Origin of the sequence: Qipengyuania sphaerica, from assembly GCF_019711595.1 — a bacterium.
In the GTDB taxonomy this organism is placed as follows: domain Bacteria; phylum Pseudomonadota; class Alphaproteobacteria; order Sphingomonadales; family Sphingomonadaceae; genus Qipengyuania; species Qipengyuania sphaerica.
Genome location: NZ_JAIGNR010000001.1, coordinates 1,170,429 through 1,184,151, shown reverse-complemented (window position 1 = coordinate 1,184,151; position 13,723 = coordinate 1,170,429). Strand labels below are relative to the sequence as shown.

The window sequence follows — 13,723 nt, the reverse complement described above, 5'->3', positions numbered from 1 at the left end:
CGGCTTTGGGGTCCGCTATTCGAGCACGCCCTCGTGAAGGCGCACCACACGGTCCATCCGTGCGGCAAGTCGCTCGTTATGCGTTGCGATCAGGGCGGCGCTGCCCTCGCCGCGAACCAGCGACAGGAATTGCTCGAGCACCTTGTCCGAAGTCGCCTCGTCGAGATTGCCCGTGGGTTCATCGGCAAGCACGAGATCGGGCCGGTTGGCGAGGCCGCGAGCAACCGCTACGCGCTGCTGCTCGCCGCCCGATAGCTGGCTGGGGCGGTGATCGAGGCGATGGGCGAGCCCGAGGGCGGAGAGAAGCTCTTCCGCCCGGCTTTCCGCATCGCCGCGAGGGACGCCTGCCACCAATTGCGGCAGGACGACATTCTCACGCGCGTCGAAATCGGGCAGCAGGTGGTGGAACTGGTAGACAAAGCCGAGGTGGTCGCGGCGCAGCGCGGTGCGCGCATTGGCATCGCTTTTCTCCGCCGAATGACCGGCGATAACGATTTCTCCGCCGAACCCGCCTTCAAGGAGGCCGACTGCCTGCAGCAGGGTCGATTTGCCCGAACCCGATGGTCCGAGGAGCGCCACGATCTCGCCCGGCATGACATCGAGGTTCACGCCGCGCAGCACGTCGATGCGCACCCCGCCCTGCTCGAAGCTACGGGTCAGGTCGCGGAGTTCGACGACGGGACGCATGTGAGCGTTACTCATAGCGCAGCACCTGCACCGGATCGGTGCTCGCCGCCTTCAATGCGGGATAGAGCGTGGCAAGGAAGCTCATCACCAGCGCAAGACCGACGATCATGGCGATCTCGAGCGGATCGGGCTTGGAAGGGATGGTGCTGAGGAAGCGGACCTGCGGGTCCCAGAGATCCGCGCCGGTCAGCCAGCTGATGCCCTTCACGATCTGCTCGCGGAACCCGAGGACAAGCGCACCAAGGATCAGTCCGGCGATGGTGCCGAGCGCGCCGACCGTGAAACCGGTCGTGACAAAAATCTTCGTCAGGCTGCGCCGCGTGGCGCCCATCGTGCGCATGATCGCGATGTCGCGGGTCTTCGCGCGCACCAGCATGACGAGGCTCGAAAGGATGTTAAAGGCCGCGACCAGGACCATGAAACTAAGTGCGAAAGCCATGGCTGCGCGCTCGACCTGCAAGGCTTCGAAGAGCGTGGCATTAATGGTCTTCCAGTCGCGTACCACGGCCCTGCCGACGAGACTTTCCTGCACGGGAGCGAGGATTTCGCCGACATTGTCAGGGTCCTCGACCTGAACCTCGATCATCTGGACCGTGTCGCCGATCAGCAGCAAGGTCTGTGCATCTTCCATCGGCATGATGACGAAGGAACCGTCGTAATCGTAGACGCCGACCTCGAAAAGCGCGGCGACCTCATACCCGACCTGCCTTGGCACGGTGCCGAAAGGGGTGGAACGGCCCTGCGGATTGATCACGGTAATCGTGTCGCCCACCCGCGCGCCGATATTCTCGGCGAGCCGCACACCGATGGCGACCTTGCCGGAACCCGGCTGGAGGCCCTCTATGTTCCCGCTGACCACCTTTTCGCCGAGGTCACGGATATCCTGCATGGTGTTCCCGCGCACGAGAATGCCTTCCACCCGCCCGTTGAAGGTCGTCATCAGCGGCTGTTCGATCAGCGGAGAGGCCTCGGTAACTCCTGGCGTCTCGCGCACTTCCTGGAGGATATCCTCCCAGCCATCCATCCGGTTGCCATAGGCCTGGACGATGGCGTGGCCGTTCAGCCCCACGATCTTGTCGAGCAGTTCGGCGCGAAAGCCGTTCATCACGCTCATCACGATGACCAGCATCGCCACCGAAAGCATCACGACGGTGATCGAGATGCCCGCCACCAGCGCAATGAATGCCTCGCTCCTGCCCGGGAGCAGGTAGCGCTTGGCGATGGTCCGTTCGAAGGGTGAAAGCAGCAAGGCGGCCCGTCAGATAAGTTGATCCGTTGGCGGGGCGTTTAGGCAGAGTTTCGTGGCGGCGCAATGAACGGCTGCAAAATCTCCCCCACGGCCTGCCTCACAAACCTTGTAATCGCGCCGTAACATCGCCATTGGGGCGGGCATCCGAATGGCAGCGCGGACAGGCCTTTCATGAATCTTACCCACCCCTTCCTCGACGCGGATGGAGACAAGCTGCGCGAAGAGTGCGGCGTGTTCGGCGCGATCAACGCTGCCGACGCCACCGCCGTCACCGCGCTGGGCCTACACGCCCTGCAGCACCGGGGGCAGGAAGCCGCCGGGATCGTCGCCTGGGACGGCGCGGAATTCCGCACCCGCCGCGGCCTCGGCCATGTTGCAGAGAATTTCTCCAGCCAAGAAGCGATTGCCGAGCTTCCCGGCCATATGGCTGCTGGCCACGTGCGCTATTCGACCACCGGCGGCGCGGGCCTGCGCAATGTGCAGCCGCTCTACGCCGATCTTGCGAGCGGCGGCTTTGCTGTCGCGCATAACGGCAATATCTCGAACGCGGGCACGCTGCGAAAGGAACTGGTCGGGCGCGGTGCGATCTTCCAGTCGACTTCCGACACTGAGGTCATCATCCACCTCGTCGCCACCTCGCGCTATCCGACCATCGTAGACCGGTTGATCGACGCGCTGCGCCTGCTCGAAGGTGCCTATGCGCTGATCGTGATGACGCCCGAGGGCATGATCGCCTGCCGCGATCCGCTGGGTATCCGCCCGCTGGTCATGGGCAAGATCGGCGATGCGACCGTTTTCGCCAGCGAAAGCGTGGCTTTCGACGTGGTCGGCGCGGAACTCATCCGCGAAGTCGAACCGGGCGAACTCATCAGGGTCGATTACGACGGAAACGTAGATTCGCTCCATCCCTTCGGCTCGCACAAGCCGCGCCCCTGCATTTTCGAACACGTCTATTTCAGTCGCCCGGACAGCTTCTTCGCCGGACGCAGCGTTTACGAGGCACGCAAGGCAATCGGCTCCGAACTGGCCAAGGAAAGTCCGGTCGAGGCGGATCTCGTCGTCCCTGTCCCCGACAGCGGCGTCCCTGCTGCCATCGGCTACGCGCAGGAAGCGGGCATTCCGTTTGAACTCGGCATCATCCGCTCGCACTATGTCGGACGTACCTTCATCCAGCCTTCGGACGGCGCGCGCCATTCGGGCGTGAAGCGCAAGCACAATGCCAACCGCAACCTGGTGGCAGGCAAGCGCATCGTGCTGATCGACGATTCGATCGTGCGCGGCACCACCTCGCTTCAGATCGTCGAGATGATGCGCGATGCGGGTGCGGCAGAGGTCCATTTCCGCGTCGCCAGCCCGCCCACGGCGCACAGCTGTTTCTACGGCGTCGATACTCCCGAACGCAGCAAGCTTCTCGCCGCACGGATGGATGTCGAGCCGATGCGCGAGTTCATCAAGGCGGACAGCCTCGCCTTCGTCAGCATCGACGGGCTTTACCGCGCCGTCGGCGAAAAGCCGCGGGTGAAGGAATGCCCGCAATTCTGCGATGCCTGCTTCACCGGCGATTATCCCACATCGCTGACCGACCTCGCCAAGCGTGACGACAAGCAGGCCCAGCTCGCATTCCCGGTAGATAAAGTCGCCTGACATGACCAAGAAACTCGATGGAAAGCTCGCCCTCGTCACGGGCGCCAGCAAGGGCATCGGCGCTGCCACTGCCAAGGCCCTGGCGGCCGCGGGCGCGCATGTCGTGCTGACGGGCCGCGACGTGAAGGCGCTCGAACGCGTGGAGGACGACATCCATGACGCCGGCGGCGCATCCACCATCGCACCGGTCGACCTTGGCGAGAGCGACGGGATCGCCCGCCTCGCCTCGGCAATTGCTAGCCGGTGGGACAAGCTCGACGTGCTGGTTATTTCGGCCGCCTACCTGCCTGCCCTTACTCCCGTGACCCAGATCGACGGCAAGCAGTTCAGCCAGGCGGTGACCACCAACCTCCTCGCCACGCAGGCTCTGCTCGCCAATTTCGACCCGCTGCTGAAGCGCGCCGAGGCGGGCCGCGTGATCGGGCTCACCAGCAGCGTGGGCGAAAAGCCGCGTGCCTATTGGTCCGCCTATGGCGCAACCAAGGCCGCCTTCGACAACCTCCTCGAATCCTACGCACAGGAAGTCGAGAAGATCGGCAACGTCCGTGTCGCCACCATCGACCCGGGCGCGACCCGCACCGCGATGCGCGCCAAGGCCTACCCCGGCGAAGACCCCGCAACGGTAAAGCCGCCCGAGGATGTGGCGACCCGGATCGTAGAGCTTCTGGTTAACGACTTCCCCACCGGCCACCGAGAGCGGGTCGACGAGGCGCGTTAACCCTCCGGCCTCACCTTTCCTTAAGATCGTTCGGCGACACTCCTATAAATATCGCGCGCGTTTTTCTCCGAGCTCGCGGGATGTCGGTACTCGAACTCAGGGCAAGGGATCGCCTATGACTTATCAGACGCAAGATCGCTACACGATGGTCGCGCAGGAAGATCGGTGCGCGCCGCGTACCAAGATCACCATTCCCGGCCAGCTGCGTGCAAGCGGCGGCCGTGCATTCCAGACCGTGGTGCATGACCTCTCCATTTCGGGCTTCTCGGCCGCTGCGATCAACCGCATGCACGAAGGCCAGATGTGCTGGCTGACGCTGCCGGGCCTCGAATCGCTTCAGGCGCAGGTCGTGTGGTGGGAAAACTGCATGGTCGGCTGTGCGTTTAGCGAACTGCTTTCGCCGATCGTGCACGACAACATCCTCGCCCGCTACAGCGGCCAGGGCGCTTACCGCCCTTACTGAGAAATCTCGCGAGAAAGGCGACGACACCGACAGCTTTGGCGGCGGCCTGATGGGCCTGGCCTGAACCTTGTCCGGATGGCTCGTCGTCGGTGGCCGTGCGCTTTCGAGCCTCGGCCACCACTCGTTTGAGGCTTGGCTTTCAGCCTATTCGTTGCCTGCGCCCATCTCGCGGCGCCACAGGCTCGTCGTCAGCAATTTGATCATCTGCTGCGCGGTCGCCCGCCGTTCGCTGCTCGTCGCGGTCGGCCAGTTGCCCGTGATCGCGACCACCATGTCGTATTCCGGAACGATGGTGATCGACTGGCCGAAGATGCCCTGCGCACCGAAATTGCCCTCGGGATAGGTCCACCACTGGTAGCCATATCCGAAACCTTTGTAATCGCCGTCGAAGGCAACCAGCGGCGCGCCGGCTGTCGTGAACCAGCTGGCAGGCACCACGCCCTCGCCGCCTTCGAGCACGAATTGTCCGAAGCGCGCGTAATCCGCAAGGCGCAGCGAGAGGCAGCAGCCGCCGATATTGCCCCCTGACAGGTCCTGCATCCAGAACAGCCTGCCCTCGAACCCGGCCGGCTCCACGATCTTGCGCGCTGCGTAGTTCGCCAGCGTTTCACCCGTCGCCCGCTCGACTATCAGGCCGAGCAGGTTGGTCTCCAGCGTCTTGTAGACCCACTTCTCGCCCGCCGGCGCTTCCCGTTCGAGCGTGCGCGCATAGGTGACGACCTGCGATTCTCCCTCGACCGGATCGATCGCCAGCATCTTGGCGACGTCGCTGTCGGGATCGGTGTAATCCTCGTTCCAGCGCACGCCGGACGTCATCGTGGCGACCTGCCCCACAGTGACACCGTCATAGGCGGTTCCGGCGAGTTCCGGGATGATCGCGACGACGGGCGTGTCGATGCTGGCGATAGAGCCGTCGGCGATGGCAGCGCCCAGCAGAGTCGAAGTGAAGCTCTTAGCGACCGAAAAACTGGTCCAGCGCTGCGACGGGCCGAAGCCGTCGGCGTAGGCTTCGAAGCGAACCTTCCCGTCTTCAAGGATCATGATCCCCGTCGCATCGAGCTGGGTGAGATAGCCGTAAAGGCCCTGGATGAGTTCGCCGCCGTAGGCCTCGCCCTTCGGCAGCTCGCGCGGAGTATTGGCGGGCGCTACTTCGAGGCCGGGAAACATGGTTTCCATACTGCGGAAGGCGGCGGACCTGCGTTCATCGCTCCAGAACAGAACCGAGTCGGCCGGATCGAGGCTCGCCATCTGCGGAGGCATCGACTGGGTGACTGCCGGGGGTGCGACCGCTGCCTCGGGTGCCTCCACCAGGTTCACGCAGCCTGCAATCGCCAGGGCCAGTCCGGATACCAGCAGCCTCTTCATCCTCAATCTCCCTCTTTCACCAGCGTGACCTGGTGGACATCGATCCCGCCGCCGCGGAAGCCGCCTTCGCAATACATCAGATAATAGCGCCACAGATCGCAGAACTGCGGGTCGAAGCCGGGCGGCAGGTTACCTTCCTCTACCGCGCGGTCGAAATTCTCGCGCCAGATGCGCAGCGTTTCGGCATAGTCGAGGCCGAAATCGGACTGGTCCTGCCAAGATAAGCCGCGTTCTTCGGCGAGACGGCGGAATTCGCTCGTGCGGATCAGCAGGCCGCCAGGGAAAATGTAGGCCTGGATGAAATCGGCGCTCTTCGCATAATCGTCGAACAACTCGTCGCGCATCGAGATGTACTGGATTGCCGCGCGCCCGCCCGGTTTCAGGTTGCGCGCGATGCAGTCCATGTAGGTCGGCCAGTATTCGCGGCCCAGTGCCTCGACCATCTCGACGCTGACGATCGCATCGTAGCTGCCGGAGGTGTCGCGGTAATCCTGCTTGCGGAAGTCGATCTCGGCCGAGTGATGCGCCCTCGCCCATGCCAGTTGTTCGTCCGACAGGCTGATAGCGGTGACATGGCTGCCCTCGCGCTGGAAATAGTTCGCGAGCGCGCCCCATCCGCAGCCGATTTCGAGGACCTTGTCGGCATTGCCTACACGCTTGTGCAGCGCGGCCCACTTGTGCTTCTGCGCCGCCTCGAGCGGACCTTCCGCGACAGCCAGCGCCGAGGAATAGCTCATCGTCGGGTCGAGCCATGCGGCGTAGAAGTCGTTGCCGAGGTCGTAGTGCGCGGAAATGTTCTTCTGCGCGCCTTCATGCGTGTTGCGGTTGACGAGGTGCGCCAGCTTCAGCGCGTGGCGGAACGGCCCCTTAGCGCGGGCCGTGTCGCCGAGGCGTTCGGCATGCTGCATGAACAGCGCAAACAGGGGGATGGGATCCGGGCTCCACCACTCGCCCGCTTCCCACGCCTGGTAGAGGCCCACCGACCCATTGGTCGCGATGCGTACCAGCGCCTTGTAACTGCGCAATTCGAAACGGACCTCGAAGCCGGGTGCGCGGCCACCGAGAATGCGCGGCGACCCGTCGGGCAGCGTGCCATGGATCGTGCCGCTGACCAGCGCCTCGTCGATCCGCCCGAGCATCTTTTCGACACCCGGGGCGACAAATCTTGCGAACAAACCCGGCCGCCTCGCAAAAGGCTTCGCACCCTCGAGCAAATCGCGTCCACGCTGGCTGGTCTGCATATCCATCGAGCGCGCTATGCCGCGCCGCGCGTGGGACGACAAGTCCGCTACGTCTTGCTTGCCTGGTAAGCCTCGAGCGCCCTTTCGCGGGCCTCCTTGTGGCCGATCATCTTCACCGGATAGTCGCCGCGCTTGTCGTCAGGCGGGTCGTGGATGCAATCGTCGCCCAGATCGGCCAACTCCGGCACATATTCGCGGATGTAGTCCGCAGCATCGAACTTCTCGCTCTGGCTGAGCGGGGCCATGATGCGGCTGAACATGTTGCTGTCGACGCCGGTGCCCGAAATCCACTGCCAGTTGACGCCGTTATTGCCGTAATCGGCATCGACGAGGCAGTCCCAGTACCATTGCTCGCCGTGCCGCCAGTTGATCAGCAGGTGCTTTACGAGGAAGCTGGCGCAAATCATTCGCACGCGGTTGTGAATCCAGCCCGTCTGCCACAGCTGTCGCATCCCGGCATCGACGATGGGATAGCCGGTCATCCCGCGCTGCCAGCATTCGAGGTCCTCCTCGATCAGGTGGCCCGCATTGGGGTTCCGCCACAAGGTGCGCTCGTCATAGTCGCGGTAGCTGTCGCGCGGGTAATCGGGGAACTGGTCGATCACGTTCTGCGCATAGTCGCGCCAGATCACTTCCTTCGCGAAGGTCTTCCACCCGTCCGAGCGCTTGTCCTTCAATTTGTGCCAGACCTGCGCGGGACTGATCTCGCCCCAGTGGAGGTGCGGCGAAAGGCGCGAGGTGATGTCCTTCGAGGGAAGATTGCGGCCCTCGTCGTAATTAGCGACCTCATCCGCCCACCAGTCGAGCCGTTCGTGCGCGGCAGCCTCGCCGAACTCCCAGAATTCGCGGATACCCCCCGCCCAGTCGGGCTTGGTGGGCAGCAGGTCCCAGTCCTCGAGCTTGTCGCTATCGGGCCATGTATCGGGCGAGGAAATCGTTTCCGGCTCGCCCAGCACATCGCGCGGCGGCATGCATTCGAGCATCGACTTCGAAAACGGCGTGTAGATCTTGTAAGGATCGCCAGAGCCGGTCGTCACCGAACCCGGCGGCAGCAGGTAATTGCCGTCGTAGAGACACAGATGCCTGTCCTCGCCCAGCGCATCGCGAAGCTCGTCCTCCGCCTCCTTCCACCACGGCTCGTAGTGGCGGATGGCATGGATACACCCCGCGCCCACCTCGTCGGCGATCGCGGCCAACACCTGCGGCGCATCGCCCTTGCGCAGCACGATCTGCGAGCGGCGGCTGCCGAAACTCTTGCCAAGGCTCTCCAGCGAATAATGCAGCCACACCTTCGACGCGCCGCCATAGGCGTGGTCGCCCGCCCGCTCGTCGTCGAGGACATAGACGGGGATGACGGGGCCGGCTTGCGCGGCGGCATGGAGGGCGGGCTGGTCGGCCATGCGCAGGTCGCGCCGCAGCCAGACGATTTGGGGGGAACTCATGCAAGCGGAACGGAAGTGCTCCGGTGGTGGTTCCATCCCCCATGGATACGACCGAGACCGATAGCGCGCCCATCCCTGCCGAGACCATGACCGTCCCCGAGCGCGGGTTCACGATCAACCGCAAGAAAGCGCTGGTGGCTGCCGCTGTCCTGTGGACAGGCTTTGCAATCATGGTCTGGCTTGTCGTGACCGGCCGCACGGGCAGCTTCGACCAATGGGGCCTGATGTCCTACCGGACCGGCGAAGCGCTGGGTCCGAAAGGGCCCGAACTCGTTTTCGAGAGCGTCCGCGACGTGACCGCGCTGGGCGGCGTATTCCTGCGTAATTTGTTTGCACTGGCAGCGGTGGTGGCATTGCTGTTCCTCAAGCTGCGGCGCGAGGCGTTTCTCTATGCAGCGACGGTGGTGGGCGGCTGGCTCGCCAACACCGGCGTCAAGCTCCTGGTCGGGCGCGAACGACCGCAAATCGTGCCGCATTTGACCGAGGCCGGCGGTGAGAGTTTTCCTTCTGGTCACAGCTTCTCGGCGGCGGTCGTCTGGATCGGCATGGCCATCGCCTTCGCGGCGCTCTCCAACCGTCATTCGGTGCGCTACACCATCATCTGCGCTGCGATGGCGCTGTCCGCCATGGTCGCCTGGAGCCGCGTGATGCTCGGCGTGCACTTCCCGAGCGATGTGGTCGCGGGCTGGCTGGGCGGCGCTGGCTGGGCGTTTCTGGCGGCAGCGCTGCTTTATGCGCCCGCGAAGGCTGCAGCGGATAGCAAAGCCGGGCAAACGCTCGATCCCTCTGCACGGTGATTATTCAAGGATGCAGTCGGTCCCCATATCGCCGAGCGGCACCGTAACGGAAAAGTTGTCCCTCGCTCGAGGATCGTAAAAGCGTGCATCGCGCAGGATCGCCTTGCCGTCACGCACTTCCACGAAGGGGACGCGCGACCATTTCATGAAGGCGGCCAACTGGCTGTTATCGGGATAGCGCGCAGCGATTTCGGACGCACTTAGGCAGGGTTCAACCGGGAAGTCGTCCGGCTGCGTCCATCGATCTTGGGCGAAGGGATCATAAATCCGCATTGCCCAACCGTTGAATATCTCGCGATTGCTCGGGACGATAACTTCGCGCTTCCAGAAGGCTAGCGGAACGGGTGAGGCAATATTTTCATCGAACGCGTAGACGGGATGATCGATCTGCGTCGCCCGGTCCGAGATGAAGCCATTCACCCCGATATACGCCAGCGCTACCGCAATCGCCACGCGAGCAGGCCGCTTCCAATCCCCGCCCCGCTTCTCGCGCCGGAGCGAGAACCATGTCGCTAAGCCCATCAGCGCCCAGAGCCAGACGTCGATGATGAACAGCGTGTCGCCATAGAACCACTGGCTCGAAAACGGCTCGAGCAGGCGGATGCCGTAGACGTTGAGCCAGTCGAGCGCCGGGTGGGTCAGGCAGCCGATGAAGCTCAGGAGGAACAGCCATTTGAAATTCACGGGCAACCGGTCCTCGGGCCGCTTGCCACGGCTCGCCTGCCACCGGTCGAAGCCGTAGAGCAGTCCTGCGAGGATCAGCGGCAGTAACACCATTGCGGGCGGACCGTGGGTGATGCCGCGGCGGAAGCCCAAATGTTCCGCACCTTCGAGCCAGAAGAAGCACGCCGCATCGACATCGGGCAGGTTCGCCCCGACGATCAGCGCGGGCATGGCAAGCCCGGTTTTCTTCTTCAGTCCCGCCTGACCCAGCAATGCGCCGACGAGGCTGTGCGTCAGATTGTCCATCGAGCGAGGCTACCTGGCCTTAAATCGGGTCCTGCGCCGTTCCGCTGACGGTCCAGGTCTGGCCCTTGCCGAGCAGCTTGGCGAGGTTGGCTTCCTTGCCTGCGCTGGATTTCTCGCGTTCGGCGATCACCGCATCCTCGAACGTCGGGCGCGGATCGTCATAGAGCACGCCCAGCGCCATCGGGAACGGGCCAAAGGGCATTTCGATCAGCATGTGCGCGACCGAGCGGTTGGAGACGTCGTGAACGATCACGCCCGCGCTTTCCCAATCGCCATCGGTGACATCGACCACTTCGAGGCACAGCTTCTCGCGGTTGAGTGCAATGCCCTTGGTGTCCTTGGCAAACAGCATCGGCTTGCCGTCTTCGAGCCAGAGCTGGCGATCTTCGGCACCCTTGGGCGCGGCGAAATCGTCGAACACGTCCTTGTTGTAGACGATGCAGTTCTGGAAGATCTCGATGAAGGCCGCACCCTTGTGCGCGTGGGCGGCCTTGAGCACGGCGGGCAGGTTCTTCGACACGTCGAACCCGCGCCCGATGAAGCGCGCACCTGCGCCCAGCGCGAATGCGGCGGGACGAGCTGGATGGTCGTAGCTGCCGATCGGGGTCGAGGGCGACTTGGTTCCCTCGCGGCTGGTCGGCGAAGCCTGCCCCTTGGTGAGGCCGTAAATCTCGTTGTTGAACAGCATGATCTGCATATTCACGTTGCGGCGCAGCACATGCATCAGGTGGTTGCCGCCGATGGACAGCCCGTCGCCGTCACCCGTCACCAGCCAGATGTCGAGATCGGGATTGGCAAGCTTCGCACCCGTCGCAAAAGCCGGTGCGCGGCCGTGGATGGTGTGGAAACCGTAGGTTTCCATGTAATAGGGAAACCGGCTCGAACAGCCGATGCCGCTGATGAAGACGGTCTTGGCCGGATCACACCCCAGCTGCGGCAGCGTACGCTGCACGGCCTTGAGGATGGCATAGTCCCCGCAACCCGGGCACCAGCGAACCTCTTGGTCGGTTTCCCAGTCCTTGAGCGTGGTTTCGATCTTAGCGGGTGCGTTCATTGGTCGTTCTCCGCTTCGGGGCTCGGTAGCTGCTGGTCGTTGACCTTCACCTGCCCGCCTTCGTTGCCGGGAATGTCGTCGAAGAACTTGGCGATCTCCGCCTCCAGTTCGGCGATCTGGAACGGCTGGCCGCTGGTTTTAGTGAGCGGCTGCGCGTCGACGAGGAACTGGTCACGCAGCACGGTCTTGAATTGGCCGGTGTTCATTTCGGGCACGAGGATGTGGTCGAAGCTCTTCAGCAACTCGCCCAGGTTCTTCGGCAGGGGCCAGATGTGGCGCACGTGGATATGGCTGACCGAGCATCCCTTCTCGCGGGCGCGGCGCACCGCCTGGTGGATCGGGCCGTGGGTGCTGCCCCAGCCCACCACGGCGAGCTTGCCCGAAGTCTCGCCCAGCGCGACCTCCTGGTCGGGCACGGCAATGCCCAGCACCTTGCCCTTGCGCGCATCGGTCATGCGCTGGTGGTTGTCGGGCGAATAGTCGATATTGCCGGTCAGCTCGTGCTTCTCGATCCCGCCGATACGATGCATCAGGCCGGGCGTGCCGGGCTTGACCCAGGGGCGCGCGCCCTTTTCGTCGCGCTTGTAGGGCAGGAAGTTCTCACCGTCGTTCGGCTCGGTGAGGAAGGTCGCCGGGAACGGCTCGTAACTCGCCGGATCGGGGACTTTCCACGGCTCGGCGGCATTGGCGATATAGCCGTCGGTCAGCAGCATGACGGGCGTCATGTACTGCGTGGCAATACGGCAGGCCTCGATTGCGACCTCGAAAGCATCCGAAGGGCTGCGCGCGGCAATCACCGGCATCGGCGCATCGCCATTGCGGCCATAAACGGCCTGGTAAAGGTCGCTCTGCTCGGTCTTGGTCGGAAGGCCGGTCGAAGGCCCGCCGCGCTGCGAATTGACGATGACCAGCGGCAGTTCGGTGATGATGGCAAGGCCCATGGCCTCGGTCTTCAGGGCAATGCCCGGACCCGACGAACTGGTGACACCCAACTGCCCCGCATAGCTCGCCCCGATCGCAGCGCAGATGGCAGCAATCTCGTCTTCAGCCTGGAAGGTGGTTACGCCGAATTCTTTCAGCCGTGCGAGATGGTGGAGGATCGCGCTGGCAGGGGTGATCGGATAGCCGCCGAAGAACATCGGCAGTTCAGCCAATTGTGCGCCCGCCACAAGGCCCAGAGACACCGCCTCGGCACCAGTAATAGTGCGATAGAGACCCGGTTCGGAGGGAACCGGCGGCATCGAGACCTGCTTCATCGGCCCGGCCAGTTCCGCCGTCTCGCCATAGGCATGGCCCGCATCGAGCGCGGCGATGTTGGCATCGGCAATGTCGGGCTTGGACTTGAACTTGGCCTTCAGCCAGTCGTGGATCGGCTCGCGCGGACGGTCGAACATCCACAGCGCAAGGCCAAGCGTCCACATGTTCTTCGAACGCAGCGCGTCCTTGTTGCCGAGGCCGAAAGGCTTGACCGCCTCGATCGTTTTCTCGCTGATGTCGAAAGCCAGCACATCGAACTTGGCAAGGCTGCCATCCTCCAGCGGGTTGGCCTCGTAATGCGCCTTGTCGAGGTTGCGCTTGGTGAAGGCGCCGGTGTCTGCGATAATCAGTCCACCGGGCTTCAGCGCTGCAAGGTTCACTTTCAGCGCCGCCGGGTTCATCGCCACCAGCACATCGGGCGCATCGCCCGCGGTGTTGATCGAGCGGCTGCCGAAATTGATCTGGAAGGCCGAAACCCCGAACAGCGTGCCCTGCGGCGCGCGGATTTCCGCCGGAAAATCGGGGAAGGTCGCAAGATCGTTCCCGGCAAGCGCGGTGGAGAGCGTAAACTGCCCCCCTGTCAGCTGCATGCCGTCGCCCGAGTCGCCGGCGAAACGCACGACGATAGCTTCGGGGCTTGCGGGAAGGCCTTCGTCAGGCGAGGTGGCGGCTGTTGCCATCCGGAAAATTCCTTGTCGCACGCCATTGCAGGCGCTGTCTCTCGGGGAGCGCCACCTAGGACCCGCCCCACTCTCTCGCAATGAAGTTTCTCTGCTAGCGCCAAAAAGCCCGGTGGAAAAGCGCTGTGGACACGCTAAGTCCCGATTTGCAACCAAG

General features: G+C 63.7%; 12 protein-coding genes. 4 read left to right on the top strand and 8 right to left on the bottom strand.

Annotation, left to right across the window (positions count from 1 at the left end):
- Positions 1–15 precede the first annotated feature (15 nt).
- Together K3178_RS05870 and K3178_RS05865 are read right to left on the bottom strand one after the other, a co-directional pair.
- Positions 16–702: an ABC transporter ATP-binding protein gene (locus tag K3178_RS05870; RefSeq protein ID WP_221570408.1), complete on the bottom strand. Its 687-nt coding sequence runs from the start codon at positions 700–702 to the stop codon at positions 16–18.
- Positions 695–1,936: a lipoprotein-releasing ABC transporter permease subunit gene (locus K3178_RS05865; protein ID WP_221570407.1), complete on the bottom strand. Its 1,242-nt coding sequence runs from the start codon at positions 1,934–1,936 to the stop codon at positions 695–697. The genes K3178_RS05870 and K3178_RS05865 overlap by 8 nt, the downstream gene beginning before the upstream one ends.
- A 171-nt stretch (positions 1,937–2,107) precedes the next feature.
- Between K3178_RS05865 and purF the strand changes: the two genes are divergently transcribed.
- From purF to K3178_RS05850, 3 genes are all read left to right on the top strand, one after another.
- Positions 2,108–3,580 carry an amidophosphoribosyltransferase gene (gene purF / locus K3178_RS05860; protein WP_221570406.1) on the top strand — a complete coding sequence of 491 codons (1,473 nt, stop codon included), beginning with the start codon at positions 2,108–2,110 and terminating at the stop codon, positions 3,578–3,580.
- Between the two features lies 1 nt (position 3,581).
- Positions 3,582–4,298 carry an SDR family NAD(P)-dependent oxidoreductase gene (locus K3178_RS05855; RefSeq protein WP_221570405.1) on the top strand — a complete coding sequence of 239 codons (717 nt, stop codon included), beginning with the start codon at positions 3,582–3,584 and terminating at the stop codon, positions 4,296–4,298.
- A 115-nt stretch (positions 4,299–4,413) separates the two neighbouring features.
- Positions 4,414–4,761, top strand: a complete 348-nt coding sequence (locus K3178_RS05850) for a PilZ domain-containing protein (RefSeq protein ID WP_221570404.1) — start codon at positions 4,414–4,416, stop codon at positions 4,759–4,761.
- A 144-nt stretch (positions 4,762–4,905) separates the two neighbouring features.
- On the opposite strand, the gene K3178_RS05845 is transcribed toward K3178_RS05850, so the two are convergent.
- Genes K3178_RS05845 through K3178_RS05835 form a run of 3 tightly spaced genes read right to left on the bottom strand, consistent with a single transcriptional unit; the run spans position 4,906 to position 8,809 of the window.
- A complete protein-coding gene (locus K3178_RS05845; protein WP_221570403.1) occupies positions 4,906–6,126 on the bottom strand; it encodes a serine hydrolase domain-containing protein in 1,221 nt (406 codons plus the stop codon).
- A gap of 2 nt (positions 6,127–6,128) precedes the next feature.
- Entirely contained in the window at positions 6,129–7,373 is a 1,245-nt protein-coding gene (locus K3178_RS05840; RefSeq protein WP_221570402.1) for an SAM-dependent methyltransferase, read from the bottom strand.
- 41 nt (positions 7,374–7,414) lie between these two features.
- Complete coding sequence (locus K3178_RS05835) at positions 7,415–8,809, bottom strand: cryptochrome/photolyase family protein (protein WP_221570401.1); 1,395 nt, start codon at positions 8,807–8,809, stop codon at positions 7,415–7,417.
- A gap of 41 nt (positions 8,810–8,850) precedes the next feature.
- Here K3178_RS05835 and K3178_RS05830 point away from each other — a divergent pair, with 41 nt between their 5' ends.
- Positions 8,851–9,606, top strand: coding sequence for a phosphatase PAP2 family protein (locus K3178_RS05830; protein WP_221570400.1), 756 nt, complete (start codon positions 8,851–8,853; stop codon positions 9,604–9,606).
- Here K3178_RS05830 and K3178_RS05825 read toward each other — a convergent pair whose 3' ends face one another.
- From K3178_RS05825 to K3178_RS05815, 3 genes are read right to left on the bottom strand one after another with little or no spacing between them, the layout of a single operon-like run.
- Positions 9,607–10,575, bottom strand: a complete 969-nt coding sequence (locus tag K3178_RS05825) for a metal-dependent hydrolase (protein ID WP_221570399.1) — start codon at positions 10,573–10,575, stop codon at positions 9,607–9,609. It lies immediately after the preceding gene.
- A 19-nt stretch (positions 10,576–10,594) separates the two neighbouring features.
- Complete coding sequence (locus K3178_RS05820) at positions 10,595–11,629, bottom strand: 2-oxoacid:ferredoxin oxidoreductase subunit beta (RefSeq protein ID WP_221570398.1); 1,035 nt, start codon at positions 11,627–11,629, stop codon at positions 10,595–10,597.
- Complete coding sequence (locus K3178_RS05815; protein ID WP_221570397.1) at positions 11,626–13,566, bottom strand: 2-oxoacid:acceptor oxidoreductase subunit alpha; 1,941 nt, start codon at positions 13,564–13,566, stop codon at positions 11,626–11,628. Before K3178_RS05815 ends, K3178_RS05820 begins: the two co-directional genes overlap by 4 nt.
- Positions 13,567–13,723: the final 157 nt, after the last annotated feature.

Excerpts from the sequence above, each read along its gene's own strand:
- K3178_RS05870 (WP_221570408.1), bottom strand. The coding sequence starts at position 702 with ATGAGTAACGCTCACATGCGTCCCGTCGTCGAACTCCGCGACCTGACC.
- purF (WP_221570406.1), top strand. The coding sequence starts at position 2,108 with ATGAATCTTACCCACCCCTTCCTCGACGCGGATGGAGACAAGCTGCGC.
- K3178_RS05840 (WP_221570402.1), bottom strand. The coding sequence starts at position 7,373 with ATGGATATGCAGACCAGCCAGCGTGGACGCGATTTGCTCGAGGGTGCG.
- K3178_RS05850 (WP_221570404.1), top strand. The coding sequence starts at position 4,414 with ATGACTTATCAGACGCAAGATCGCTACACGATGGTCGCGCAGGAAGAT.
- K3178_RS05825 (WP_221570399.1), bottom strand. The coding sequence starts at position 10,575 with ATGGACAATCTGACGCACAGCCTCGTCGGCGCATTGCTGGGTCAGGCG.
- K3178_RS05845 (WP_221570403.1), bottom strand. The coding sequence starts at position 6,126 with ATGAAGAGGCTGCTGGTATCCGGACTGGCCCTGGCGATTGCAGGCTGC.
- K3178_RS05855 (WP_221570405.1), top strand. The coding sequence starts at position 3,582 with ATGACCAAGAAACTCGATGGAAAGCTCGCCCTCGTCACGGGCGCCAGC.
- K3178_RS05815 (WP_221570397.1), bottom strand. The coding sequence starts at position 13,566 with ATGGCAACAGCCGCCACCTCGCCTGACGAAGGCCTTCCCGCAAGCCCC.
- K3178_RS05830 (WP_221570400.1), top strand. The coding sequence starts at position 8,851 with ATGGATACGACCGAGACCGATAGCGCGCCCATCCCTGCCGAGACCATG.
- K3178_RS05835 (WP_221570401.1), bottom strand. The coding sequence starts at position 8,809 with ATGAGTTCCCCCCAAATCGTCTGGCTGCGGCGCGACCTGCGCATGGCC.
- K3178_RS05820 (WP_221570398.1), bottom strand. The coding sequence starts at position 11,629 with ATGAACGCACCCGCTAAGATCGAAACCACGCTCAAGGACTGGGAAACC.